The 26,729-nt window shown below is 50.9% G+C and carries 24 protein-coding genes; 10 read left to right on the top strand and 14 right to left on the bottom strand.

What is annotated here, in order from left to right; all coding sequences use genetic code 11:
• Positions 1 to 2: 2 nt before the first annotated feature.
• From HGT70_RS05000 to apbC, 5 genes are all read right to left on the bottom strand, one after another.
• The gene (locus tag HGT70_RS05000) at positions 3 to 1,160 is read right to left on the bottom strand and encodes a DUF4056 domain-containing protein (RefSeq protein WP_241569246.1); all 1,158 of its coding nucleotides are present in this window, start codon (positions 1,158 to 1,160) and stop codon (positions 3 to 5) included.
• Between the two features lie 292 nt (positions 1,161 to 1,452).
• Entirely contained in the window at positions 1,453 to 2,334 is an 882-nt protein-coding gene (gene yddG / locus HGT70_RS04995; protein ID WP_214195093.1) for an aromatic amino acid DMT transporter YddG, read from the bottom strand.
• Between the two features lie 543 nt (positions 2,335 to 2,877).
• Positions 2,878 to 4,437, bottom strand: coding sequence for an alkyl hydroperoxide reductase subunit F (gene ahpF, locus HGT70_RS04990; protein ID WP_071430699.1), 1,560 nt, complete (start codon positions 4,435 to 4,437; stop codon positions 2,878 to 2,880).
• Positions 4,438 to 4,503: 66 nt separating this feature from the next.
• On the bottom strand, positions 4,504 to 5,067 hold the full coding sequence (gene ahpC / locus HGT70_RS04985) for an alkyl hydroperoxide reductase subunit C (protein ID WP_071430701.1): 564 nt from the start codon (positions 5,065 to 5,067) through the stop codon (positions 4,504 to 4,506).
• A 94-nt stretch (positions 5,068 to 5,161) separates the two neighbouring features.
• Positions 5,162 to 6,265 carry an iron-sulfur cluster carrier protein ApbC gene (gene apbC, locus HGT70_RS04980; protein WP_214195092.1) on the bottom strand — a complete coding sequence of 368 codons (1,104 nt, stop codon included), beginning with the start codon at positions 6,263 to 6,265 and terminating at the stop codon, positions 5,162 to 5,164.
• A 171-nt stretch (positions 6,266 to 6,436) separates the two neighbouring features.
• Here apbC and metG point away from each other — a divergent pair, with 171 nt between their 5' ends.
• From metG to sanA, 4 genes are all read left to right on the top strand, one after another.
• Positions 6,437 to 8,500, top strand: coding sequence for a methionine--tRNA ligase (gene metG, locus HGT70_RS04975; protein ID WP_214195091.1), 2,064 nt, complete (start codon positions 6,437 to 6,439; stop codon positions 8,498 to 8,500).
• 66 nt (positions 8,501 to 8,566) lie between these two features.
• A complete protein-coding gene (gene cdd, locus HGT70_RS04970) occupies positions 8,567 to 9,457 on the top strand; it encodes a cytidine deaminase (RefSeq protein WP_214195090.1) in 891 nt (296 codons plus the stop codon).
• 113 nt (positions 9,458 to 9,570) lie between these two features.
• Entirely contained in the window at positions 9,571 to 11,268 is a 1,698-nt protein-coding gene (locus tag HGT70_RS04965) for an NAD-dependent malic enzyme (protein ID WP_214195089.1), read from the top strand.
• 110 nt (positions 11,269 to 11,378) lie between these two features.
• Positions 11,379 to 12,089: an outer membrane permeability protein SanA gene (gene sanA, locus HGT70_RS04960; RefSeq protein WP_214195088.1), complete on the top strand. Its 711-nt coding sequence runs from the start codon at positions 11,379 to 11,381 to the stop codon at positions 12,087 to 12,089.
• A 13-nt stretch (positions 12,090 to 12,102) separates the two neighbouring features.
• Here the strand turns inward: sanA and HGT70_RS04955 are convergent, their stop codons facing one another.
• Positions 12,103 to 13,002, bottom strand: a complete 900-nt coding sequence (locus HGT70_RS04955) for a TIGR01777 family oxidoreductase (RefSeq protein ID WP_071430712.1) — start codon at positions 13,000 to 13,002, stop codon at positions 12,103 to 12,105.
• Positions 13,003 to 13,591: 589 nt separating this feature from the next.
• On the opposite strand from HGT70_RS04955, the gene HGT70_RS04950 reads away from it, so the two are divergent.
• Together HGT70_RS04950 and nadS are read left to right on the top strand one after the other, a co-directional pair.
• Positions 13,592 to 13,924, top strand: coding sequence for a type II toxin-antitoxin system RelE/ParE family toxin (locus HGT70_RS04950; protein WP_214195087.1), 333 nt, complete (start codon positions 13,592 to 13,594; stop codon positions 13,922 to 13,924).
• Position 13,925: 1 nt separating this feature from the next.
• Complete coding sequence (gene nadS / locus HGT70_RS04945) at positions 13,926 to 14,210, top strand: NadS family protein (RefSeq protein ID WP_071435013.1); 285 nt, start codon at positions 13,926 to 13,928, stop codon at positions 14,208 to 14,210.
• 279 nt (positions 14,211 to 14,489) lie between these two features.
• On the opposite strand, the gene yeiB is transcribed toward nadS, so the two are convergent.
• Both yeiB and folE read right to left on the bottom strand, forming a co-directional pair.
• Positions 14,490 to 15,626 (bottom strand): DUF418 domain-containing protein YeiB, encoded by a 1,137-nt coding sequence (gene yeiB, locus HGT70_RS04940; RefSeq protein WP_214195086.1) that lies wholly within the window; start codon positions 15,624 to 15,626, stop codon positions 14,490 to 14,492.
• Between the two features lie 47 nt (positions 15,627 to 15,673).
• On the bottom strand, positions 15,674 to 16,339 hold the full coding sequence (folE, locus tag HGT70_RS04935; protein WP_071430716.1) for a GTP cyclohydrolase I FolE: 666 nt from the start codon (positions 16,337 to 16,339) through the stop codon (positions 15,674 to 15,676).
• Between the two features lie 185 nt (positions 16,340 to 16,524).
• Here folE and ptrR point away from each other — a divergent pair, with 185 nt between their 5' ends.
• Entirely contained in the window at positions 16,525 to 17,406 is an 882-nt protein-coding gene (gene ptrR, locus HGT70_RS04930; RefSeq protein WP_214195085.1) for a putrescine utilization regulator PtrR, read from the top strand.
• A gap of 22 nt (positions 17,407 to 17,428) precedes the next feature.
• Here the strand turns inward: ptrR and HGT70_RS04925 are convergent, their stop codons facing one another.
• Complete coding sequence (locus HGT70_RS04925) at positions 17,429 to 18,913, bottom strand: amino acid permease (protein ID WP_071430720.1); 1,485 nt, start codon at positions 18,911 to 18,913, stop codon at positions 17,429 to 17,431.
• A gap of 121 nt (positions 18,914 to 19,034) precedes the next feature.
• Positions 19,035 to 19,910 carry a DNA-binding transcriptional regulator YeiE gene (yieE, locus tag HGT70_RS04920; protein ID WP_071435015.1) on the bottom strand — a complete coding sequence of 292 codons (876 nt, stop codon included), beginning with the start codon at positions 19,908 to 19,910 and terminating at the stop codon, positions 19,035 to 19,037.
• A gap of 150 nt (positions 19,911 to 20,060) precedes the next feature.
• Between yieE and nfo the strand changes: the two genes are divergently transcribed.
• Entirely contained in the window at positions 20,061 to 20,900 is an 840-nt protein-coding gene (gene nfo / locus HGT70_RS04915) for a deoxyribonuclease IV (protein WP_071430722.1), read from the top strand.
• A gap of 75 nt (positions 20,901 to 20,975) precedes the next feature.
• On the opposite strand, the gene fruA is transcribed toward nfo, so the two are convergent.
• The 4 genes from fruA to HGT70_RS04895 form a co-directional block, all read right to left on the bottom strand.
• A complete protein-coding gene (gene fruA, locus HGT70_RS04910) occupies positions 20,976 to 22,667 on the bottom strand; it encodes a PTS fructose transporter subunit IIBC (RefSeq protein WP_214195084.1) in 1,692 nt (563 codons plus the stop codon).
• A gap of 11 nt (positions 22,668 to 22,678) precedes the next feature.
• Complete coding sequence (gene fruK, locus HGT70_RS04905; RefSeq protein WP_214195083.1) at positions 22,679 to 23,626, bottom strand: 1-phosphofructokinase; 948 nt, start codon at positions 23,624 to 23,626, stop codon at positions 22,679 to 22,681.
• Positions 23,623 to 24,756 (bottom strand): fused PTS fructose transporter subunit IIA/HPr protein, encoded by a 1,134-nt coding sequence (gene fruB / locus HGT70_RS04900; protein WP_214195082.1) that lies wholly within the window; start codon positions 24,754 to 24,756, stop codon positions 23,623 to 23,625. The genes fruK and fruB overlap by 4 nt, the downstream gene beginning before the upstream one ends.
• 136 nt (positions 24,757 to 24,892) lie before the next feature.
• Positions 24,893 to 25,150 (bottom strand): YkgJ family cysteine cluster protein, encoded by a 258-nt coding sequence (locus HGT70_RS04895; RefSeq protein ID WP_157725324.1) that lies wholly within the window; start codon positions 25,148 to 25,150, stop codon positions 24,893 to 24,895.
• A 198-nt stretch (positions 25,151 to 25,348) separates the two neighbouring features.
• On the opposite strand from HGT70_RS04895, the gene yeiP reads away from it, so the two are divergent.
• Both yeiP and HGT70_RS04885 read left to right on the top strand, forming a co-directional pair.
• Positions 25,349 to 25,921 carry an elongation factor P-like protein YeiP gene (gene yeiP / locus HGT70_RS04890; RefSeq protein ID WP_071430730.1) on the top strand — a complete coding sequence of 191 codons (573 nt, stop codon included), beginning with the start codon at positions 25,349 to 25,351 and terminating at the stop codon, positions 25,919 to 25,921.
• A 19-nt stretch (positions 25,922 to 25,940) separates the two neighbouring features.
• Positions 25,941 to 26,636, top strand: coding sequence for a phosphatase PAP2 family protein (locus HGT70_RS04885; protein ID WP_071430732.1), 696 nt, complete (start codon positions 25,941 to 25,943; stop codon positions 26,634 to 26,636).
• Positions 26,637 to 26,729 lie beyond the last annotated feature (93 nt).

Here is a 26,729-nt window from a genome sequence, read left to right as displayed (position 1 = left end):
CATCATTTTACACTCGCTGGCGAGCGGGCGGAGAGCGATTGGGTATCTTGTGCCTCAGCCTGCTGCGCCAACCGCGGGAAATCGTCGCGTGTCAGGCTTCCCGAAAACGCAGGCAGTGACGAAGAGGAACGAGTGGGCAGTAGCTCCAGCATCGCGACCTTGTCCAACGTCACCCCCGCCACCTCTTGCGGCAAGGCTAATAGATGATCTGCCGAGGGTTCCCCCGGGATCGGCGTGGGTCGACGTGTGCTACCGGTGAAATAATTACGATGTAACACTAACCATTTATTGGGTACTCGCTGCTGGCTATCCCACCATTGACCGTCTAACCTGTCAAATTGTCGCGCAGTCTCTTGCCGAGACACTGCGCCCAGTTGGTCCAGCGCTTGGGTTAAGACTTGCGTCGCCTGCTGGTTATACTGCTTCAGTTCAGCCCCCTCCCCGGTCAACAATAGCGCGGCGGCAAGGCGTACCCCGACCAAGTTGGAATATAGATCCTCGGGAGAGAAAGCCGATACACCCTCTGAGAAACCTGGCACTGATTCAAAGCCATACCACTGGGCAATTTCATGCCACGCGGCAAGGTCGAACGCAACCCGTGCAGCAGTCCACACTGCCACGCTGAACGCTGCTTGCGGGTCGCTAGGTACCCGGTAAGGATGCACAACTATCTCCCGATGAGCGAGTTCATCACCGAGTCTAACCCGCAATGCGCTTCCCGGATGCTGAAGCAATTGACTCGCCACCCAATAGGTCATATCCATACTGTCTCGCACATGCGCGGTATCGATAAACCCACCGTGTTGGGTATACACAATACCGTTTTTCTCGCTACCGCCGCCGACCATACTGGTTAATCCACGCACGAAACTATCGTTATAACGATGCTTACCTAAGTCATGGCTTTCCACGATGTTATTGAGACGATAGAAAGGGACGGGAGCGCCTTTTAACTCCGCCTGCAGATCATGACCAAAAGCACAACAAGGCCGCAGACCTTCCGGTTTTTTTAATTCCGGTAGTGTCGTCACGTGCGAGCCTAATGGGGCGGGCTCTGCCGCCAAATCCGGTATAGCGGCGTTCGACTGACTACTAACAAGAAAGAAAAGGGCTGTAGCCAATGTAAGGGGGGAACTACCACGCCAGATGGGTATCATCATTTTGTCCTAGTAACGAGAATAGGCATAGTTAAGAGGAAAATTCATGATCTGTCATCGTGGACATCTCTTAAAATAGTAGCGCTTGGGTATGAGCAAGGAGGAAAGGAGTGTCCCTACCCCACTACACTCTGCCTTGCACTGCCGGGGGGAGTACGAGAAGGAATATACTTGATATTCTACAGCTTATGTACCACTCGGTGCGTCTACAATACAATTCCTCTCAGAGCGACAGCCCACACTTAGGGTAAGCTCCAGTGTTAATTCAATCAGCACTCCAAATTGTTCACTGATACTAACTTTTACGTGTAACCCACCAACAGAGTACCGATCCAAGACTTACCATCAAAGCCCCTATCCAGAAAGTATAGCCGAGAGACTCGCCTAATAGTAATGCCGCAAATAGGGCCGAAAACACAGGTGTAAAATACGATGCAGTTGCCAAAACAGTCACATTACCGTGCAGAATACCCGTATTCCATGCTGCATACCCCAGCCCCATTGAGCAAGCAACGAGTAACAGGTTTATGATCACAGTAGGAGTAAAATCCATATTAACGTTATCAGACAGACTGAATTTCAACCATAGAACAGCAGCTGTGAGCATAAAAAATAGAGTAATGCCATTGCAGCCTTCAGCTATTTTTTTGGTCAAGACACAGTAGAAACTCCATATGATTGCGCCTGAAAAAGCAAGACCGTAGCTAATAGGATTGGAAGCAAGATTATCGATCATGCCAGGTATTGAAAGTCCGTTTGCACCACCAATAACTTTACCTACGCCAGCAAGGCATACAAACATTCCAATTAGCATGAGAGGACGCAATTTTTTTCCATCAGCTATACATGCCAGCAACAACGTCATGCTTGGCCAGAGATAGTTCACCATGCTCACTTCGATAGCTTGTGAATCGGATTTCGCTAATCCAACAGAAAGAGAAAGACATAATTCGTAAACTACAAAAAGAAGGCCTCCCCAAATAACATACTTACGTGGAAACTTAGAAAGTTTAGGAAAGCCTACGGTCAATAATAGGATCAATGAACTAAGCGTATAGATCATCGCAGCCCCGCCTACAGCGCCGAGTGCTCCGGTAACACTTCTCATAAGACCTACAATGGTGCTCCAAAGTAAAATAGCTACTAAGCCTATGGCTGTCGCCTTATTAAAAGTCATAAAGAGAACATTATCCTTCAAATTTGATTAGAGAAACGGCGTGAATGAGTGGAAGAAAATGTATCGAGCGTCAGAAGCGATTAACCCAGGTCTCACAAACTAACAGATCGATTTTTATGATTAAAGGTATTCCTAGAACCCTAACAAAGCCACTTATCAATTTGGGATTATCTTCCCTTTTATCCGAAACAATCACACTCTTCCCTGGCGAGCCCCACCCAACCGTCAAAGACTCAATTATACCGTTCCATCTCATCTCTCAATGATCTAAAGCCGACGTAGATGCTGGAATTATAAATATGAGCGAATATTGAATAGACAAAAGACATCGCGATCATTTCGTTAAGAAAATCGCTGATGAGTGGGGGGTAAAAACTATTTCGGAGGGGTATAAGAAAATACTTCTGCCGCAACAAGCGTTTCGTTATCTGCGCAGTGATGGGAGTTCGATTTACACAGTGAAAGTATAGTGCCCGATAAGAATAGCAAACGTCGATTTTTTATCGGGCGATTAAATTTTCTATACTACTACGCTGTTAGTGGTTACTCGGTGCGAATCAGGTAATCGAACGCGCTGAGTGCCGCCTTCGCCCCTTCACCACTGGCGATAATAATCTGCTTATAAGGTACGGTGGTGCAGTCGCCCGCAGCAAATATGCCGGGCTGATTAGTTTCGCCACGGCTATCGACGATAATCTCACCCATCTTATTACGTGCGATCTGCTCGCCTAACCAAGTCGTATTCGGCAATAGGCCAATTTGGACGAAAATCCCTGCGAGGGGGAGCGTATGCAGAGTGTCGGTGAGCCTGTCTTTCCAAACCAGGCCGCTCACCTGCTGACCATCGCCCAGCACTTCTTGAGTATGGGCATTCACAATCACCTCAACATTCGGCAGGCTACGTAGCTTCGTTTGCAGCACCTGATCGGCCTTCAACACATCGGCGAACTCCAATAGCGTCACATGCTCGACTAAACCTGCAAGATCGATTGCCGCTTCTACTCCGGAGTTTCCGCCGCCGACGACCGCAACTCGCTTACCTTTAAATAAAGGGCCGTCACAGTGCGGGCAATAGGTCACGCCACGCGTACGGTACTCTTCTTCGCCCGGTACCCCCATATTTCGCCAACGGGCCCCGGTCGCGAGAATAATGCTCTTGGCGCTGAGTATTGCACCACTCGCGGTATGCAGCTGATGTAGCCCTCCTCGCTCCTGCGCAGGCGTAAGCTGCACGGCTTGTTGAGCATCGATCACATCGACCTGATAGTCCTCAACATGCGTCCGAAGCGCTGTGGCTAAGCGGCTACCCTCGGTTTTCGGGACTGAGATATAGTTTTCGATATCTACCGTATCAAGAACCTGACCACCGAAACGCTCTCCGAGTAACCCTGTACGGATCCCTTTACGGGCGGTATAGACTGCCGCCGCTGCGCCCGCCGGGCCACTGCCGATAATTAAGACATCAAACGGCGCTTGTTCACTTAAAGACTGCGCTTGACGAGCCGCCGCACCGCTGTCGACCTTATTAACGATCTCCGCTAAGGTCATTCGCCCGTGGCCGAAGCTCTCTCCGTTTAAGAACACCGCAGGAACACCCATGATATTGCGATCGCTGATCTCTTGTTGGAATTTACCGCCATCGATCGCGGTATGGTGAATACGCGGATTAAGGATGGCTAATAGATTCAGGGCTTGTACCACATCTGGGCAGTTATGGCAGGAGAGCGAATAATAGGTCTCAAAATGTAACTCGTCCGGTAACTGTTTGATCTGCTCTAAAAGCGCTTGGCTCTCTTTAGAAGGATGCCCCCCTGTTTGTAACAAGGCGAGGACCAAAGAGGTAAATTCGTGTCCAAGGGGGGAACCTGCGAAACGCGGTCCGTGCCGCTCGCCTTGTGGCGTAATCAGAAATGAAGGCTGACGGAAATCCGCACGTTTTTCTTCGACAACACTCACCTTATCCGATAATGCCGCGATCTGCCCAAGCAGTTGACGGACCTCATTGGAGGCTGACGAATCGTCAAGATTAGCCACCAGCTCGATAGGTTTGGTGAGCTTCTCTAAATAAGCGCTTAATTGTGTTTGTAATTGAGTGTCTAACATGTTCCCTCCCCGGATATAAAAACGGGCGCCATAGCGCCCGTAATACGATAACGATGCAAACGTCGTTTAGATTTTACCGACTAGGTCGAGAGAAGGAGACAGAGTCGCTTCGCCTTCCTTCCATTTTGCTGGGCAGACTTCGCCAGGATGGCTCGCCACATACTGAGCGGCTTTCACCTTACGCAGCAGGTCTGACGCATCACGGCCAATACCCTCTGCCGTAATTTCGACGGCTTGAATGATCCCTTCTGGATCGACGATAAAGGTACCGCGATCAGCAAGCCCCTGTGCTTCACGCATGATGTCGAAATTACGCGTTAAGGCACCTGTCGGGTCACCGATCATCGCATAATTGATTTTACCGATCGTTTCGGAGCTGCCGTGCCACGCTTTGTGGGTGAAGTGGGTATCGGTTGATACAGAGTAGATATCAACGCCCAGCTTTTGGAATTCGTCGTAATGGTCGGCTACGTCGCCCAGCTCAGTCGGACATACGAAGGTGAAGTCTGCAGGATAGAAGAAGAACACGCTCCATTTACCGAGAACGTCTTTTTCGGTCAGGTCGATAAATTGGCCTGATTTAAAGGCAGTATTCGCAAACGGTTTAATCTTAGTATTGATAATCGCCATGGTGGGCCTCCGTAGTTATGTTGGGGACTACCTTAAAGCACCCACCCCACAGAGGCCAATCACTGCTGCATATCAGTCTAATCAGTCATACCTATCAAAGCGTTCTGATGGCGATATCTTCCGGGATCACCTCGCCTTGCCAGTAAAGCTCGGTGGCGATATTGTCGGCAATTTCGCGATAGAGATCGCTGAATGCTCCACTAGGGTCGCGTACCACCGTCGGGATCCCCGCATCTAAATCTTCGCGCAATTGGATATGCAGGGGTATCTTACCCAACACCGGGATACCATAGTCGGTACTTAGCCCCTGCGCCCCCTCGTGACCGAAGATAGCTTCTTGATGACCACAGTTTTGGCAGATATGAATACTCATATTTTCGACAATTCCCAACACGGGGACATCCACCTTATTGAACATCACCACCCCTTTCCGTGCATCGAGTAGTGCCACATCTTGCGGCGTGGTGACGACGACCGCACCGGTGACGGGGATGTTCTGCGCGAGCGTTAACTGGATGTCACCCGTGCCGGGTGGCATGTCGACCACGAGATAATCGAGATCCGGCCATAGGGTCTCATTGAGTAGCTGCAATAACGCCTTACTGGCCATCGGTCCACGCCAAATCATCGCGTTGTCGTCGGTGACAAGGTAACCAATCGAGTTAGTCGCCAGTCCATAGCTGAGGATCGGCGCCATATGTTTACCATCCGGCGAGGAAGGACGTTGTTCCGCGGTACCCAACATCTGTGGAATCGACGGGCCATAGATGTCCGCATCGAGCACACCCACTTTAACCCCTGGCGTCGCCAAGGCTAACGCTACGTTTAGCGCGGTACTAGACTTGCCGACGCCGCCTTTACCGGAGCTGACCGCGATAATATTTTTCACCCCCCGGCAGCCGGGCAGCTTTTTGACCCGTTGCAACGTCGCGATTGCATAGTCAAAGTGCCAGTCCACCGCCGTCGCGCCTGTCGCCTCACAAAGTTGCGGCGATGCCCAAGCCTTGAGAACCTGCGAACCTTGTGGCCAAGCAAAGGGCAGCGTCAGTTCGATATGCAGGACCTGGTCGAGAAGCACAGCATGGCGTATCGCCCCTAGCTCGACGAGATTTTTACGTAAGGTAGGGTGAGAAAACTCCGCCAGCAGCGGATTAACGATGTTACGCAGATCATGCGAGTGTGAAGGGTCAAAAGACATAGCGTCGCTCCTCGGGGCGTCAATGACGGTTCCATAAATCCCAATAATGGGTGCAATATTAACAGATTCTCCTTGTCCATGCTGTTAGTTGACGTTAACCGTTTACCTTGTCGGGGCCATCAGTTACCATTCATTATTCCTTTTTTTCCTCTACAGAAAGCTACGCTAACTATGACTCAAGCCACAAAAAAACTACTGGTCACCTGCGCCCTGCCTTACGCCAACGGCTCAATTCACCTTGGACATATGCTCGAGCATATCCAAGCTGATATCTGGGTACGGTATCAGCGGATGCGTGGCAATACCGCTTGGTTTATCTGTGCGGACGATGCACACGGTACGCCAATCATGTTGAAAGCCCAGCAATTAGGGGTTACGCCAGAAGCGATGATCGCCGAAATGAGTGCGGAGCATCAGCGTGATTTTGCGGGCTTCAATATTAGCTACGATAACTATCACTCGACGCACTGCGAAGAGAACCGTCAGCTTTCTGCATTGATCTATGGCCGCCTAAAAGCGAACGGGCTGATCAAGAACCGTACTATCTCCCAACTGTACGATCCAGAAAAAGGGATGTTCTTACCCGATCGCTTCGTCAAAGGCACCTGTCCAAAATGTAAGGCCGTCGACCAATATGGCGATAACTGCGAAGTCTGTAGCGCCACATACAGCCCAACCGAACTCATCGAACCGAAGTCCGTCGTCTCCGGTGCGACCCCGGTAATGCGCGACTCGGAGCACTTCTTCTTCGACCTACCGTCTTTCTCTGAAATGCTGAAAGCATGGACGCGCTCTGGTGCGTTGCAAGAACAAGTCGCTAATAAAATGCAGGAGTGGTTTGAAACTGGCTTGCAACAGTGGGATATTTCTCGCGATGCGCCGTACTTCGGTTTCGAAATTCCCGATGCGCCAGGCAAATATTTCTACGTCTGGCTCGATGCCCCTATCGGCTACATGGGCTCGTTCCGTAATCTCTGTAACAAACGCAGCGATATCGATTTCGATGAGTATTGGAAAAAAGACTCGACGACCGAGCTTTACCACTTTATTGGCAAAGATATTGTCTACTTCCACAGCCTATTCTGGCCAGCGATGTTGGAAGGCAGCGACCATCGTAAGCCCACGAATCTATTCGTTCATGGTTATGTCACGGTCAACGGCGCGAAGATGTCTAAATCACGCGGCACCTTTATTAAAGCGAGCACTTGGCTGGAACATCTTGATGCCGATAGCTTACGTTACTACTATGCGGCGAAGCTCTCCTCGCGTATCGACGATATCGATCTCAATCTTGAGGATTACGTACAGCGCGTTAACGCCGATGTGGTCAATAAAGTCGTCAACCTTGCGTCGCGCAATGCTGGGTTTATCACCAAGCGTTTTGACGGGCAGCTAGCGGCAGAATTAGATGATCCTGTCCTGTACCAACGCTTTATCGACGCATCAGCGTCAATTGGCGATGCATGGGAGAGTCGTGAATTCAGCCGCGCTATCCGCGAGATTATGGCCTTAGCCGATGATGCTAACCGCTATGTGGATGAGCAAGCGCCATGGGTTGTCGCGAAACAAGAAGGCAGCGATGCGAAACTACAGGCTATCTGCTCAATGGGTATTCATCTGTTCCGAGTATTGATGACTTGGTTAAAACCTGTGCTGCCTGCGTTAAGCGAACGTGCAGAGGCATTCTTGCAAAGCACGCTAACTTGGGATGCGATCGCTCAACCGCTGCTCAACCATCGTGTGGCGCCGTTCAAAGCGTTGTATCAACGTATCGAGATGGCAAAAGTCGAGGGACTGATCAATGCCTCGAAACAGGATGCCAATGCCGCGGCCCCTGCACCAACGCCTGCTAAAAAAGTAGAGAAGAAAGCGGCGGCTCCCGTTGTCACTGAGGACGCGCCGGCTGGTCCAATCACTATCGACGATTTTGCTAAGGTCGATATGCGTGTTGCGCTAATCGAAGTGGCCGAACTGGTCGAGGGGTCAGATAAATTACTCCGCTTGATGCTGGATGTTGGCGGGGAGAAGCGTCAGATTTTCTCCGGGATCCGTGCCGCTTACCCGGATCCGTCGGTCTTAGTGGGCCGCTTGACAATTATTGTCGCTAACCTCGCTCCTCGTAAAATGCGCTTCGGCGTATCGGAAGGGATGGTGCTTTCTGCCGGTAACGGTGGGGCCGACTTATTCATCTTGTCGGCAGATAGCGGCGCGACACCGGGTATGCCGGTACGATAACCGTTTAACTATTCTGAGCCGGGCATTGCCCGGTTTTTTTTTCCATTGAATAATGAGAAAAGCGCGATGAACGAGAACTTACTCCATGCATTAAATGACTGCCCACCTCGCCTAGCCCAAGCCTTACTCCCTTATCTTAGCGGTGAGCAATTTTCCGCCAGCTTCAGCGCTGAAGAGGTCACCGCCTTACAACAGGCGAGTGGGCTGTCAGCGCCAGAGATGGCCATCGCCTTGCTTCCTATCGCGGCGAGCTACGCGGTAGCACCCCTCTCACACTTTAACGTCGGGGCCATCGCCCACGGCGAGAGCGGTCGCTGGTATCTCGGCGCCAATATGGAGTTTGCCGCCGCACCGCTGCAACAGACAGTCCATGCTGAACAGAGCGCCATCACCCACGCCTGGTTAAGCGACGAGAGCCGCCTGACCGCCGTCACGGTTAACTACACACCTTGCGGGCATTGTCGACAATTTATGAACGAGTTAAATTGCGCCGAGCAGCTGACAATCGCGCTTCCTGGCTGTGCGACACAATCGTTGCATTATTACCTCCCCAATGCCTTCGGTCCTCAAGACTTGGGGGTAACGCAGAAGCTGTTCGACCCGCAGACCCAACGCCTGAGTGAGCATGATGATCCGCTGGTTCAGGCCGCTATCGACGCGGCTAGCCAGAGCTATGCCCCTTATACCAGGGCATATAGCGGCATTGCCTTACAACTTGCTAGCGGGCACTGGATCACCGGACGCTATGCAGAAAATGCGGCATTTAACCCAAGCTTACCCCCTCTGCAAAGTGCACTGATCCTCATGCAGTTACATGGACATCCTGTCAGCGCCCTACGCCGTGCCGTATTGGTTGAAGTCGCGCAGGCCAGCCTGTCTCAGCGTGAAGCCACCGCCGTCACGTTGTCCGCGTTAGGCTACCACCCGTTAGAAACGGTGACCGTTACCGTAAAGTGATATCGTTCGGTTAAATTTGGTAAGAAAGTGACTCAATGCGCGGAAAAGCTCAGCGTAGCGGGCTATAGTTACTCCACATCACGCCCCTCACCTCCCTCATTATGGAGTTAAGCATGGAACTGGAGTACGAAAGCGAACGTCCCCTCTATATCCCTTACGCTGGGCCAATCTTACTGGAGTTTCCGTTATTGAATAAAGGGAGCGCTTTTAGCCAAGAAGAACGCGCTGCCTTTAATCTTAATGGCCTCCTACCGGATACCGTTGAAACGATCGATGAACAAGCCGAGCGTGCGTGGCAACAATTCAATGCGTTTCGTAACGATAATGATAAACATGTCTTCTTACGTAATATCCAAGATACCAACGAAACGCTATTTTACCGCTTAATCGATGACCATCTTGAAGAGATGATGCCGATCATTTATACCCCGACCGTCGGCAGTGCGTGTGAACACTTCTCCGAAATCTATCGCCGTGCGCGCGGGGTTTTCATCTCCTATCCGCAACGCGATCATATTGAAGACATGCTACAGAATGCGACCAAGCAGAATGTCAAAGTCATAGTCGTAACAGATGGCGAGCGGATCTTAGGTCTCGGCGATCTCGGTATCGGCGGGATGGGGATCCCTATCGGTAAGTTAGCGCTGTACACAGCTTGTGGCGGTATCAGCCCGGCCTATACGCTCCCTATCGTCCTCGACGTCGGAACTAATAATCAACAGCTGCTTAATGACCCGCTCTATATGGGATGGCGTCACCCGCGGATCACGGGCGAAGAGTACGATAGCTTCGTTGCCTCCTTTATTAGCGCGGTCAAGCGACGTTGGCCTAACGTACTGTTGCAGTTTGAAGACTTCGCCCAGAAGAATGCCATGCCATTGCTGGAGCGTTACCAAGATGAACTCTGCTGTTTCAATGACGATATTCAAGGAACTGCAGCCGTCGCCGTCGGGACGTTAGTCGCCGCCAGCCGCGCCGCAGGGACTAAGCTCTCCGACCAGCGTGTTGCGTTCTTAGGGGCAGGCTCAGCCGGTTGTGGGATTGCCGAGCAGATCGTTAAAGAGATGCAACATGAGGGGCTATCTGAGAAAGAGGCGCGAGCGCGCGTGTTTATGGTCGACCGCTATGGGTTGTTAACGGATAAATTAACCAATTTACTCGACTTCCAACAGCGCCTAAGCCAGTCTTCCTCCTCGCTCAGCGATTGGCAGAGCGATAACGATGACTACTCATTGTTTGATGTCGTACGTAATGCGCACCCCTCGATTTTAATCGGGGTCTCGGGTCAGCCGGGGCTATTTACCGAAGAGATCATCCGCGAAATGGTAAAACACTGTGATACACCAATTGTAATGCCGCTCTCTAACCCAACGTCTCGCGCCGAAGCCACGCCGACAGATATCCTGAGTTGGACCGAGGGTAAAGCCTTGGTCGCCACAGGAAGCCCGTTTGGCACCGTCACCTGGCAAGGCAACGACTACGCCATCGCACAGTGTAATAACGCCTATATTTTCCCTGGGATTGGCCTTGGCGTCATTGCGAGTGGCGCGCGCCGAGTCACTGAGAATATGTTACTGAGCGCCTGCCGCGCATTAGCCGACTGCTCGCCGCAGGCTACGCAAGGTGAAGGGCCTATTCTGCCGCCTATTACCGATATTCAGTCTGTCTCTAAGCATATCGCCGTGCAAGTCGCGTTGGCAGCACAGCAGGATGGCATCGCAGCTCAGAGTAGTGAAGCGCAGATCAAAAAGGCGGTCAACGCTAATTTCTGGAAACCGCATTATCGTCATTATCGCCGAGCCTCTATCTAATCTCCTCAGAAAAAAGGTAAGTGCCAGCACCGGCTTACCTTGAACTCCTTGCCTGATATCGCTCGCTCAAGTACCCTACCCTTAGTTTCGATGAAAGGATTGTTCACGGTATGATAAAGCGACTGTTCATAGGTCTATTTGCCCTCGTAATGCTGCTTGGTAGCATAGCGATCGGGCTTGATCAGTGGATTAGCTGGAAAACAGCGCCTTATATCTACGATACCGTCTCGCAACTGCCTAAACGACAAGTGGGTGTTGTACTCGGCACGTCAAAATATTATCGTGGCGGCGAGCCGAACGAATATTATCTCTATCGTATTCAAGGCGCGTTGAATGCGTATAACAGCGGTAAGATCTCCTACTTGCTGCTCAGCGGCGATAACGCTATGCAGAGTTATAACGAGCCTCGAACAATGCGTCGGGACTTAATTAAAAATGGCGTGCGTCCGAACGATATTGTTCTCGATTACGCGGGGTTTCGTACCCTCGACTCTATCGTACGAACGCGTAAGGTATTCGATACCAACGACTTTATCATCATCACTCAACGCTTCCATTGCGAGCGAGCCTTATTTATCGCCTTGCAACAAGGGATCCAGGCGCAATGCTTCGCCGTGCCCTCACCCAAGAATATCTTGAGTATTCGCATCCGAGAAGTGGGGGCGAGGCTAGCTGCGCTGGCCGATCTCTATTTATTCGATAGCGAACCCCACTTTTTAGGTCCAATGGTTCCCATCCCCAGTCAATCTACTTTCCCTAAACACGGCCCGACATACCCTGCCGTCACCCCCGAGCAACTGCTTGAGCTGGAAAAGCAGTAACGTTGCTACAGCTCTACTTGTTTAACACATCCTGTAAGGCTGGTTTTAACTCTTGATAACGAAACACATATCCAGCCTCATGAAGTCGTTTGGGCACTGCCCGTTGACCGCCCAAAACTAGGGTTGCTGACTCGCCCATTAGTAGCCGTATGACGCTTGCGGGTACCCGAAATAGCGTTGGGCGATGGAGAACCTCTCCCAGTACTCGACTAAATTGTGCATTACGTACCGGAGTCGGTGCGACCATATTAAATGCGCCCTTAGCGTCAGGGTGGTTCAGTAGAAAAATAATCCCCCTGACCATATCCTCAATATGGATCCACGGCATAAACTGCTGGCCATTACCCAGCGGGCCGCCCAGTCCGACGCGAAAAGGAAACACCATTTTCGCAAGGGCGCCGCCGGTCGAGGAAAGCACCACGCCCGTACGTAGTAAGCAAACACGTGTTGCCTCGCTTGCCGCCGCCAATGCTAAGGCTTCCCATTGCGCGCATAACTGCCAGCTAAATTCTTTATTCGCAGGATGGTCCTCGTCTACCTCCTCTTCTCCCTGATCACCGTAATAGCCAACCGCAGAGCCCGAGATAAATACCGCAGGAGGCTTAAGACTCGTCGTGATCAGTGAAGCGAGTTTCTCTGTTAGCTGCCAGCGGCTATCACAGAGCTTTTTTTTCTGTTCTGGCGTCCAGCGCTTATCAGCAATCGGCTCTCCCGCCAGATTGATCACGCCGTCGAAACCGTCTAAGGAGGTTTGGTCGGCGAGCGTCTCCCATAGCGTGACCTGATCGCCAAAATATTCAGCCGCGCGGCGCGGTGAACGTGTCAAAATAGTCAGCTGATGAGACTGGCTTTGCAGCTCCTCGACCAATCGACGGCCAATTAATCCCGTCGCGCCAGTCATTAAAATATTCATATATAACCCCTCATTGACTCACCTCACTCTTGGCTCAGTACCCTGCTAATCAGCATAGTCTATATTGCTGTATCGAGCCGTTGTGCGAGGCAGCAGATTAATTTCCTCGCTCATCATTGGCTAAGTTGGGGTTTCGACCAAACCGTAAAACTAATCACTTTTTCGAGAAATTCAGCATCCCTATGCTCGGGATGCACAGCCCCCCGTAAAAAGTACTGTATCTCAGGGGGAGGCGGGATATTGACGGATCAATCGGCTAGCGAAAACAGTTAATCTACCCGACCAACCCTGCTCGTCGTTGCCGCGTAGCATGTTCAAGGCACGAATCACCTTTCGTCTTTTTCTCGTAGCACCAGAGTCAGCGAACGAAGTCTTTATTGACCGCTGTAGCAAGCGAGAGAAAGTTTAAAGCGCGGGATCTCCCTGCTAAAACCATCCCTATTTCAGCCGGAGATTCTCGTTACGATAGTGAAGTTTCAAGTCATAGAAAAAAGACAGCGTCAGTCTCAAAATCGAGACTTTAGCCTATATTTTTAAATGGAAATAGGGGCTCAATGGGGTACTATGTAACCCATAAAGAGAAAGCTATATGAGTCACGCTATCGAATTTATTGAGACATCGCTCTTCACTCAGCAAATTCAAACAATTGCCACGGATAGTGAGCTTAAAGATTTACAGAGCGAGCTTATCGAATCACCGGATAAAGGTGACTTAATAACAGGAACCGGTGGCCTGCGAAAAATCAGAATGGCGACCGGTAACCAAGGTAAAAGTGGCAGCGCGAGAGTGGTCTATTTTCTGGCGACAAAGGAAGTTATCTATCTGGTCATGGCTTACCCGAAAAGCGCGAAAGAAAGCCTAACCGAGGCTGAAAAAGCAGAGCTAAAAAAACTGACCAAACGACTCAACGATGAGGTGTAGCATGAGTATTTTTAACGAACTGAAAGCATCCCTTGAAGAAGCCGTCGCTATCAAGAATGGCTCAGTCTTGCCGTCACGCGTTACTCGCTATGATGTAGCAGATGTGAAAGCTATCCGTGAAAAACTGAATGTTTCACAGGCTGAAATGGCCAAAGCATTGGGTACCAGCCTCGATACCATCAAAAGCTGGGAACAAAAACGGCGTAATCCGACCGGGCTGGCGGCAAAGGTGCTGGCGACGATACAGGACGACCCCGAGTTTTTCAACGCACTGGCAGCACACTAGGAATTTAGCGAAAAAGTGACGGGTATACCCGATAGAAACTATTATTTACCTGTGACTTTTACGGCTTTAGAAAAGACAATGTTCCAAATTTATGAATTAATTTGGCGGATTCCCGTGGCAGCGGCCCCTAAATTATCTTCTCAGAAAAACGTAAGCCTCAACAGGCATTACAAAAATAACCCTAATATCCAGACCCGAGCGCGGTAACGAATCCTTCATCTTTCTTCCCCTAAATTACTTGCATCCCGCATCAAATTACCGCTGTCAGGTAACTCTCCCTCAAGAGCGGGTCGTCCATGCGGTGAGCCATCGCCAAGCGCTTTCAAGAGGACCTTGGCGGAAATGGCGCAGCCAAAGAGAGGAAAAAACCAAGTTAACCAGCCAAACCAGGGGCACGACCGCTAAGAGTTGCAGTCGGGTGAGTTGCATAAAATAGCCCATCACTGAGAAAATAACGGTGCAGACCACGGTTTGGAGTAGATAATTGCTAAATGCCATCCGACCGACTTGAGTGAGTGATGCGGTGATCCGCCATGTAGACAGACGCTGCCAATGGGCGTGGAGCAGTGCGATATAGCCGACGGCTAGGAGCGGGCTGGCCAGCTCCCCGGGGATCTGTAGCCAAAAACCACTCCACCGAAAATCCCAACCGGTAAAATATTGCAAAACAGTTCCCAGACCTGTGATGAGCAGTCCAGCGGGGAGTAAAATCTGGTAACAGCGGCGATAATGTTCCGGTGTACGCTGCCCTAGCATCCAGCCTTTACGGGTCAACGCCGCACCAGTAAGCATCAGGCCGGCCAATTCCCAGCCGTATTGCGTGAGTAAGGCCGCTAGTCGCCCATCGAGTTGAGCGAAGCGATCGTCGATCGCGAGCCATCCTCCAGCCAGTTTCACGGTACGTTCCGCCTCGATCTCGGCTGGCTGTGGTAACCAATCGCTGCCAGGCGTATGGCCGGATATTGCGGCATACACGGCGAGTAGCCCCACCCCAAAAAGATAGAAAAGGATACCGGTACGTAACAAGCTTTCATTATCTTGACTCTGCGCAATCACCCGGTGTACCGCAAGCCCGGTCAGTCCCCATGCGAGCAGAATATCGCCCTGCCATAGTAAGATGCCATGGAGTAAACCGAAGAGCACTAGCCACAATAGACGATGCCTGATCCAAGACGGGCCACGAGGCAACTGAAAGACGATCCCCGCACCAAATAAGAGCCCCAATACCGAGAGAAACTTCATCTGAGCAAAGAGATTAAGCGCCGCCCATAGCACTGTTTCCCCCGTGGAGGGCAGCCCATGCCATGCCGGATTTAAATAAGCGGCTGCGGGTAGCCCAAAGCTAACGATATTCAGCAGGAGGATGCCGAGTATGGCCAGCCCGCGAAGGCAATCGATTTGAGGATAACGAGGCATAGCGGTGAGGTCTCAGTAGGCCAGGTCATACCCTGGCCATAGGATCATCAATTATTACGGATAGTCCGTAAAAATTCTTGGCGAGTATTTTGACTAGTCTTAAAAAGTCCACCCAGCGAGGTTGTCGTGGTCGCACTGGTGGCATCCTTCACGCCACGCGCCTTGACACAATAGTGAACCGCATCGATACATACGGCGACATTATTGGTCCCAAGTAAGGTCTGGAGAGCGACGAGTACCTGTTGAGTTAAGCGCTCTTGCACCTGTGGGCGTTGTGCAAAGAACTGCACAATACGATTAAGTTTAGAGAGTCCGATCACCTTATCCTTCGGGATATAGGCGACTGTCGCTTTACCATCGATCGTGACGAAATGGTGTTCACAGGTGCTGGTGAGCGTAATATCACGCACCGTAACCATCTCATCGACATTCATTTTATTCTCAATAACCGTGATCTTCGGGAAATTCGCGTAATCAAGGCCAGAGAAGATCTCATCGACATACATTTTTGCTAGACGATTAGGCGTTTCCATCAAGCTGTCATCGGTAAGATCAAGGTTAAGCAGCAGCATCACCTCACGCATATGTTCGGCGATTTTTTGTTTGCGTTGTTCGCTCTCTAAGCGGTTCACCGGCGTATTAAGAGGGGTCTCAAGCCCGCGAGCCAGCAACGCATCGTGGACCAGTATCGCTTCCTGACTTAATTCGGACATCGTATTCATTCTCCAAACAGGTAGTACACCCGCCATGGGTAGGACAGGTAATCTTTTACCGTATTGTGAAGCACTCTGCATGGTTAATCCAGCCCTTAGCGTATTTGTTCGCATTTACCGACTACTTGAGTCCCAGCGTAACTGCTCCTACACTAGAGGCCTCCCTAAAACGCAAGGCTATTTTCATGGACCTCGTACAGTTAAAAATGTTTTGTGCCGTAGCGGAATGCGGGTCGATAGTGAAAGCGGCGGAGCAACTGCATCGTGTGCCCTCAAACTTAACCACGCGTCTGAAGCAACTGGAAGACGATGTCGCAAGCCCTCTATTTATCCGCGAGAAACAACGCCTACGCTTATCGCCGACCGGTCATGATTTCCTAGTTTATGCGCGAAAGATCTTGCAACTTAGCGAGGAGGCATTACAACTCGGTCAGTCCGCCGAACCCTCGGGAACCTTGACGTTAGGCAGTCTCGAAAGCGTCGCTGCCACTCGCCTACCAGCGCTATTATCAGCCTACCACCAGCGCTACCCTGCCGTTCAGTTGTCCTTAGTGACAGGGACCTCTGGCGAGGTGCTTGAGGGAGTGGTCAAGGGGGAACTTGCCGTTGCGCTTACTGATCAGCCTTTGCCACGCGCCGATATCGTATGCGGCAACCATTATCATGATCGACTCGTCCTTATTACCAACCCGGCACACCCACCGATCACCGCTGCACAGGAGGTCGTAGGTGAAACTTTTTTTGCGTTTCGCCGTAGCTGCTCGTACCGCCATCGCTTAGAGCAGTGGTTTGCGCAGGCAGCCGTTACCCCAGGACCCATCATGGAGATCCAGTCCTACCATGCAATGCTAGCTTGTGTGGCAGGCGGCGCGGGCCTCGCCGTGATACCGCAATCGTTGCTTAGCCAACTGGCTGATCGTGCGCGCGTGGCGGTACATCAGCTTCCTGACTCGATTAGCCAGCTACATACCGGATTGATTTGGCGTCATGAAGGGGAATCACCCAATGTCCGGGCGTTAAGCGCGCTGATGGCGGAGATCTATCCTAACGGAGAGAAGCCAGAGTGACGTTATCACTCTGGCGACTTTACTAACTGTCGACGCGCTTACCTGCTTTAAAACGCGGGAAATGCATGTCTTGATAACGGATGATATGACCGCCGCGTACGACACGGTAACCCAACCAGATCAGTAAGAATAAAGGAATACCGATATAGGTCGCCGCCACTCCGTACCAGTCGATCTTATCTGCGAGAAACGCTTGGTAATTTTGACCGAGTGTAATAATCAAGCACAGGCCGAACGCAAACATCGGCCCGAGCGGGAAGAAGCCCGAACGATACGGAAGGTCGTTGAGGTCATAGCCTTGTGCGATATAGCCTTTACGGAAACGATAGTGACTGATCGCAATCCCTAACCAAGCAATAAACCCGGTCATCCCTGAGGTATTAAGTAACCAGAGATAAACGGTTTGGTTACCAAAACGCGATGATAAGAAACAGAGTCCGGCGATAACAGCCGTGACGATTAACGCGTTACGGGGTACGCCATTTTTAGTCAACTTGGCAAAGATTCTCGGTGCCTTGCCCTCAGTCGCTAAGGTATAGAGCATACGTGTCGAGGCATACATCCCGGAGTTCCCGGCAGAGAGGACCGCGGTTAAAATCACGGCGTTCATCACCGCTGCCGCCGATAATAGCCCTGCATTCTGGAACACCAGCGTAAACGGACTGACGCTGATATCGCCAACGTCGTTACGTAATAAACGAGGGTCGGTATAAGGCAGAATCAGGCTAATCACTAAAATAGCCAAGACGTAAAACAGCAAGATACGCCAAAATACCTGACGTACCGCACGAGGGATGTTTTTCTCCGGCTCTTCCGACTCACCGGCGGCGATACCAATCAGCTCAGTCCCTTGGAAAGAAAAGCCGACGATCATCGCCACGCCAATCATCGCGGGGAAGCCCCCCACAAACGGCGCGTCGCCCATCTGCCAGTTTTTGATACCGCCCTGCTCTGCGCCATGCAAAATGCCCATGATCATCAATACGCCAACCGCGATAAAGATGACGACGGTAATGACTTTGATAAGTGAGAACCAATATTCCGCCTCACCAAAACCTTTCACAGAAATGACGTTGAGCAAGAAGATTACCGCAAGGAAGGAGGCACTCCAAATCCAGCCCGGTACATCAGGGAACCAGTAGCCCATGACGAGCTGCGCGGCAACTAAATCTACCGCAATCGTTACGGCCCAGTTATACCAATAGTTCCAGCCGAGAGCAAAACCGAAGCCCTCTTCAACATACTGCGAACCATAGGTGGAGAAGGAGCCAGAGACTGGCATATAAGCGGCGAGTTCGCCAAGACTAGTCATCAAGAAGTAGACCATTAGACCAATCACTGCATACGACAATAACGCGCCGCCGGGTCCGGCTTGGGAGATGCTGGCGCCTGACGCGACGAAAAGGCCCGTACCAATCGAACCACCGATCGCGATCATTGTCAGGTGACGGGCTTTCAGCGAACGTTTTAAGCCCGTTGCGCCCGTTTTAGAAGAACTTGAACTCATAAAATAACAACTCACCTGGCTAAAAATGAGCGCGATTGTAACAACTCATGTGCGGTAACGTCGCTAAAACTTCACGGTTATAAGTTACCTTCATAACTTCGCCAAGATCATTAGCCAGACTCTATTCGACCACCTGATGGCAGTAAGTTAAGAAGCGCTCAATCGCTCGCGAACGCTGCTTTTGTTGGTGCTGAATTAAATACAGTGCGCGCGTCATGGTTGGCAGCGGCGCGCGCACCTCGCGTAATAAGCCACTATCGAGTAAATCGCTAATCACCCGCCGCGATAGGCAACTCAACCCCATTCCGTAACGTACGGCATGCTTGATCGCCTCTGAATTACCGAGCTCCATGGTGACATGATAGTGGGGAAGCTTACTCAACAATAGGTGGTCAACTAGCTCGCGGGTGCCTGAGCCTTGCTCACGTAGGATCCAGGGTGAAGCGGATAACGTCTCAAGGGTGATCGGCTGTTTAAAAATCGCGGCAGAGGGTGCGGCAAAGATCACAAGCTCGTCTTGTAGCCACGGCTGGCTCGTAATATCGTGCTGATGACAAGGCCCTTCAATTAAACCGATATCGGCCTTAAAATGTGCCACCGCGTCGATCACCTCCTGGCTATTGCCGACGGTCAGCTCCAACCGTGCCTCAGGATAATCACGGCGGTAGTCCGCAATCACCGCAGGGAGAAGATAGTTGCCGATAGTACTGCTCGCCGCTAACGATAACGCGCCATGGCCCTGTTTGAATAACGCTTCGATATCTTTGGCGTGATCGAGTAATGCCATTGCGCGTGGATAGAGTAACCGCCCATGTTCATTGATGATCAAACGCTTACCCGCGCGGTCGAAAAGCTGTACGCCAAGTTGGCCTTCTAAATCGCTTAACGAGGCGCTCACGGCTGATTGAGAGAGTGCCAATGATTGTGCGGCATGGGTAGTGGACCCGCTTTTTAATACTTCAGTAAAGACCGCAAGTTGTCGTAGCGTAATATGCATACGGTAAGTCTCTGCTCCCACTTCAAGGTGAATATTTACAGAACTCGTCAAAGTAAACAGTTTACCAGTTTTACCGATTAATAATAGAATCGTGAACAAGTTAATGATTTACGTAATCACTATTTCGGCCCAACCAGTCAGGGAACAACGATGAAATATATTGGAGCTCATGTCAGCGCTGCAGGCGGTGTATTTAACGCAGTAACGCGGGCACATGAAATTGGCGCAACCGCTTTTGCACTCTTTACTAAAAACCAGCGCCAGTGGAAAGCCGCCCCTCTCCCTCAAGATACGATCGATAAATTCCGTCAAGCCTGCAGCGACTACCAGTTTGGCCCACAGCAAATTCTGCCGCACGACAGTTACCTCATTAACCTCGGTCATCCCGTCGCAGAGGCTTTAGATAAGTCGCGCGAAGCCTTTATCGATGAACTCGAACGCGCGGCGGCATTAGGGATAGGCTTGCTCAACTTTCATCCAGGTAGCCATCTGCAGCAGATTTCGACGTCGGACTGCCTTAAACGGATTGCGGAGTCGATCAATATCGCGTTGGACAAGACATCTGGCGTTACCGCAGTGATTGAGAACACCGCCGGGCAAGGAAGTAACCTCGGGTTTGAATTCGAGCATCTGGCAGAGATTATCCATCATGTTGAGGATAAATCGCGAGTCGGCGTCTGTATCGATACCTGCCATGCCTTCGCTGCGGGCTATGACTTGCGCACGGTAGAAGATTGCGAAAAAACCTTCGCCGCTTTCGAGCGTATCGTCGGCTTCCACTACCTGCGCGGCATGCATCTAAACGATGCCAAAAGCCAATTTAATAGTCGCGTCGATCGCCACGATAGCCTGGGTGAAGGTAATATCGGTCACATTCCCTTTGCGTGGCTCATGCAAGACTCTCGCTTTGATAATATCCCGCTCATTCTTGAAACCATCAACCCGGACATCTGGGCCGAAGAGATCGCGTGGCTTAAAGCGCAGCAATAAGACTCAGTGTTCGCCCCTAAAATAAAAGGCCGCTATCCTCAGGATAACGGCCTTTTTCAATAGAAAGCTTAACGATTACGCAGCAATAGGCTCAGGACGTTTAATAATCGCATAAGCGATACCTGCGACAGCTGCTCCTGCTACGATTGCGCCGATATAACCGAGGACAGGGGTAATCGCGCCGGGGATCAAGAAGACGAAGATACCGCCATGGGGTGCCATCAGCTTCGACCCAATGGCCATAGTGATTGCCCCAGTCAGCGCGCCACCGACGATACAGCAAGGCAGAACACGCAATGGATCCCGCGCGGCAAAGGGTATTGCCCCTTCGGTGATATAACAGAGGCCAAGCACGATAGCCGCCTTGCCGCCTTCTTGTTGCGCTTTAGCAAATTTACGACGCGCAACTAAGGTAGCTAGACCCATTGCGAGCGGAGGCACCATACCGGCCGCCATAATCGCAGCCATCGGGCCATAGGTCGCCGAACTCAGCAGACCCACCCCAAAGGCATAAGCCACTTTATTGATTGGCCCACCCATATCGCTACATTGCATAGCACCTAATACAGCACCAAGCAGTACGGCGTTCGCGGTGCCCATGGTGCCCAACCAGTGAGTCAAGGACTCCATAATAAAAGCAACCGGCTTGCCCACGACATAAATCATTAATAAGCCGGTGACTAAGCTGGCGAATAAAGGAATGATTAAGATAGGTTTAAGCGCTTCCATACTTTGCGGTAGCTTCAATTTACCGCTAATCAGTTTCGCAGCATACCCTGCGATAAAGCCAGCAATGATGCCGCCCAAGAAGCCAGCACTGAGCGTGGAGGCGAGCATCCCGCCAATTAATCCTGGCGTTAAACCTGGGCGATCGGCAATTGAAAACGCGATATACCCGGCTAATACGGGTACCATTAATGCAAACGCGGTAGTCCCACCAATTTGCATCAGTGCGGCGGCTAAGGTGCCTTGTTCTTTGAAAGCGTTGATACCGAAAGCAAACGAGAGCGCGATACATAAACCGCCCGCGACCACCATCGGTAACATATATGACACGCCGGTTAGCAAGTGACGATAAGCGCCCGATTTTTCTTTCTTCTCTCCGTTATTACCCGAGGTCTGATTAGCGCTGCTCGCTGATTGATAAGGCTTAGCTTCTGTTAACGCTTTATCAAACTCCTGCGCCGTTTTTTTCAAGGCCAACCCTGTCGAGGTTCGGTACATCGGTTTACCCGCAAACTTCGCTAAATCCACCTCGATGTCCGCGGCGATAAAAACGATATCCGCCTCTGCGACTTCTTCAGCGGTAATCGGATTGCCCGCGCCTACTGACCCACGGGTTTCAACACGTACCGGCCAGCCGCGTTTTTTTGCCTCGGCTTCGATGGCTTCTGCAGCCATAAATGTATGAGCAACCCCCGTTGGACAGGCGGTCACTGCGACAATTTTTTTCACTGAAGATGAAGCAGTTGGCGCACTCGTCGTCGCCGTAACCGGAGTTTGCCAAGGACTCGCCGCTGTTATCGCGTGCTCGATCGCTGACTTGGCATCCGTCAGAATAGCTTGGCTGGCAACGAGGGCTACCTGCTTTCCGACCAGTTGACCGGCGACCAGCATTGGTTCACCCGCCACCACTACTGTTTCGGCCTCGCTAACCGAGGACAGCGTGTAGTCAGGCTGTTCTGCAACGGCTTTATCAAACGCTTGCTTGACTAACTGTGCCGATGCTAAACCCAAAGAGGCATCGGTAATTAATGCTATTTTCATTTTACTTTCCTCTACTGCTGTTCGGTAACGGGGTGTAATTCAACACGAGTCATCATCGCCGCTAGGGCCGAACGGTCTGTAACGCCGACATTGCTTTGACTGACCGCCAGGGCCGCAACAGCGGTCGCGAGCCGAAGGGTGTGTTCGCTGGTTTCTCCCATCAGTAAGCCATAAATGAGGCCACCAACCATCGAATCACCCGCTCCCACCGTACTGACAATTTCACATGCTGGAGGTTTTGCTATCCAAGACCCGGAGGCATTAGTCCACAGCGCGCCTTCTGCTCCCAGCGACACCACGACGTGGCTTACCCCCTGTTCGCGTAATTGCTGTGCCGCGGCGATAATGTCGCGTAATTCCGGCAACGCTCGTCCGGCCCACATCTCTAGTTCGCGACGATTCGGTTTCACTAACCATGGTGCAGCAAGTAGTCCTGCCTCAAGCGCCGCGCGGCTGCTGTCGAAGACTAAACATGGACATTGCTGACATACCGCTTTCATCCAGTCAGTGAACTCCGCGAGCGCGATGCCCTGCGGTAAGCTGCCACTGACGCAAACCATATCAAACTGTCCCAGCCAGCTGAGGGAGTCTTGTTTGAATTGCTGCCAGTTTTCCTCGCTAACCGTAAACCCCGAGAAGTTTAAATCGGTAACGTCGCCGCCTGACTCGGTGACTTTAATGTTAATACGAGTACGGCCTTCGATAACTTGGAAACGGTTGTCGAGTCCCAGTTCGGTAAAGAGTTGTTCAAACCCGTCTTTATTTTCATGGCCGAGCAACCCGCCCACCGTGACATCGACGCCGAGGTTTTTTAAGACTTTAGCGACATTAATGCCTTTACCCGCGGCATGCAGCCCCGTGGTCTCGACGAGGTTAACCTCACCGCGCTCTATTTCCGGGGTAAACCCCACCAGATCATAAGCCGGATTTAGACTAATAGTGGCGACACGGCGGCTCATTCTGCGCCCTCCCCCAGCCCACTGGCGATGGCTTCGCCAATCGCTTGCATCGCCTCAGCGGCCTGCGGCCCTGAAGTCGTGAAGCGTAGGCGGTGGCCTTTTTTCACGCCCAATGCGACGACTTTCATTAAGCTGCGGCCATTAGCCGGCTTACCGCTACCATCCAAGTTCACCACACTCACATCACAGTCAAACTGTTTAATGACGGTGACCAATGCAGTCCCTGGCCGCGCATGCAGACCATGCTCATTTTTAATTACGAACTCTTCCGTTAGCGTATCGTCCCCGAGACTGACTTCGCTAGTCAGTAACGCGACCACACCCGCCGCATCAGCACTTGATAACGCAGAGACCTGCTGTTGAGCAATAAGGTGATTCAGATAGTTAACGACCGTCAGGGGTTGTGTGTCTGCCGTTGAGCAGGTGATCAACAACGCCACTTGCTCGCCTGAGTCAAGGGTAAATGGGCTGATCGGGCGACTCACTGCTACCGCACTGAACAGATTGCCTTCTGCCTGATCTTGCAGCCAAATACCTTGTCCCACATGTAACGGTGGCTGAGCCAGAGTCTGTGCGACAAAGTGAGAGGATACGGCATGAATAGCATGTAAACGCCCTGCGTTTAGCGCTTGTAACGTAACGAGATCACGGGCCTGTACGTCGAGAGTGACCAAGGAAGTGTCAAAGCGAAATTCTGCGGGCTGCTTTTCCCCCATCAAGATGGCGCGTAGATCCTCTGCCGAGGCCGTTTTGATCGTCTCAGCAATGCTATCGTCACTGAGTACGTGAGTTAATTGACGCAGTAATGCTAAATGCTCATCAGATTTTGCCGCAATACCAATAACGACATACGCAACTTGATCCGCGCCCCATTCAATCCCCTGCGGAAATTGAAAGACTTGTACGCCAGTGTTTAACACGAGATCGCGGGTATCGGTGGTGCCATGAGGGATAGCAATACCGTTACCAAGATAGGTCGATGTCTGCTGCTCGCGCGCTAACATTCCGTTTACATAGCCCTCGCCGACGTTGCCAGCGGTCGTAAGCGCTGCGGCAACCTGACGAATAGCCTCTTCTTTATGAGTGGCCGAGGCACCGGTATGAATTGCCTGAACTTCGAGCTGGAACATAATTATCCTCGCAATAGGTTGAATCGTTTCAGCAACTAAATTAGGGCATTTTATATCAAAAAATTAAATTAATATTTTTGAGTTACTGCACAGTTTTAAAATTTAAATACGGTGTTTTCTGAATTCGCTTAGCGAGTTAGTGCGGGGCCGTCGCGGCTTCTAGGTCTAACAGGTAAATCAGCGCTGCCTCTCTTGAGTCCATACACATTTCGCGATGAGGCTGCAAACCGCCGCACACAGCAGGCCGTAGGGGAGAAGTAAAAATCAGACAGTGGTTATCGTTACCTAATTGTACACAGCGCACCCCTGCTGGTTTGCCCTGTGGCATCCCTGGGATTGGAGAGGAAATCGACGGAGCGATACAACAGGCACCACAGTGGCTACGGCATTCCATAAACGCTTCTTATCTTGGTGAGAGTGAGAAATTGAGTGTAACAGAACACCTTTCCTCTTATATAAGATAAATTTTACCTCAACAACCCTGCATAAATTGATTCAAACATTGAATGATTCATTATTTTGCTTGTGTGTAAGGAAAGGGGCGAGTATTTTTCCCGCATTCCTAACGCTCTTTAATTTTTTGAGGTCTTCAATGCCAAAGGCAAATGAAATCAAACGTGGTATGGCGGTAAGTTGGAACGGAAAGTTACTGCTAGTCAAAGATATTGATGTCCAAAGTCCCAGCGCTCGTGGCGCCGCTACACTTTATAAAATGCGCTTTACCGATATTCGTACCGGCTTAAAAGTCGAAGAGCGTTTTAAAGGTGATGACATCATCGACAGTATCCAGCTTGCCCGTCGAGCGGTAAGCTTTTCTTATACTGATGGTAATGAATATGTATTCATGGATGATGAAGACTTTACCCCGTATAGCTTCAACCACGAGCAAATAGAAGAAGAGCTGCTTTTTATTCCTGAACATGGCCTACCGGGTATGCAAGTTCTCCTCATGGACGATCAAGTCCTCGCTCTGGAATTACCACAAACCGTCGACCTCACTATTGTCGATACTGTACCCGGTATCAAAGGCGCCTCCGCCAGCGCCCGTACGAAAGCCGCTACGCTAACAACAGGACTTACGGTCCAAGTCCCTGAATATTTGAGTAACGGCGATAAAATTCGTGTGCATATTCCCGAACGCCGTTATATGAGTCGAGCCGATTAATTCACCCCGGAGATGACTTATGCGTCAATCTAACTTCCCAGCCATCATCGTCTTAAATCTCCTGGGGATTTGTTTATTTTTTTCATGGTTTCTGACTCTGCACCACGGCTTTTGGTTTTCACTAGATAAATCTATTTTCTACAGTTTTAATAATGAAATGGTGAAATCACAGGCTTTTGCAGTGTTTGTTGCGATAACTAATTATCGGGGCTTCGACGTTGTCTCCTTTTTAGTGATGGCCGCCTACTTCTATTCTTTCTGGCAGCAGAAAGATCGTGATGGGCGCAGATGGATGCTGGCATTAGGTCTCACTATGCTGATAACAGCAGTCGTTCTCAATCAGCTTGGGCACCTCATCCCTGTCAGCCATCAAAGTCCGTCCCTGTACTTTACTGATGCGCACCGTGCCGGCCAACTTACCGGTATCAAAACTAAAGACGCCTCCGCAGACAGCTTCCCTGGCGATCATGGAATGATGCTAATGATTTATGCCTGCTTCATGGGCCGATATTTCGGTCGTAAAGCCTTTATCGTTGGACTGGTTATTATCGGTGTTTTCGCCCTACCCCGCGTCATGGCTGGCGCACATTGGTTCACCGATATCTCAGTAGGATCACTCTCTGTCGTATTAGTTGGCCTTAGCTGGTGTTTGTTAACACCACTGACCGATACTATTATCGCGTGGATTTATCGTAAACTCCCAGGTCGCCATTAATTCACGCCGCTATTTCTTGCCTTTTCCGGGGGCCACACCCCCGGTTATTCGTTAACAAACTTACTAAAAATAAGCGTAATAGGTTGTTTTTTT

The sequence above is a fragment of the Rosenbergiella collisarenosi genome (assembly GCF_018494085.1).
In the GTDB taxonomy this organism is placed as follows: Bacteria; Pseudomonadota; Gammaproteobacteria; order Enterobacterales; family Enterobacteriaceae; genus Rosenbergiella; species Rosenbergiella collisarenosi.
The sequence above is the reverse complement of the archived record's forward strand: the minus strand, read 5'-3'. Positions and strand labels throughout refer to the sequence as shown.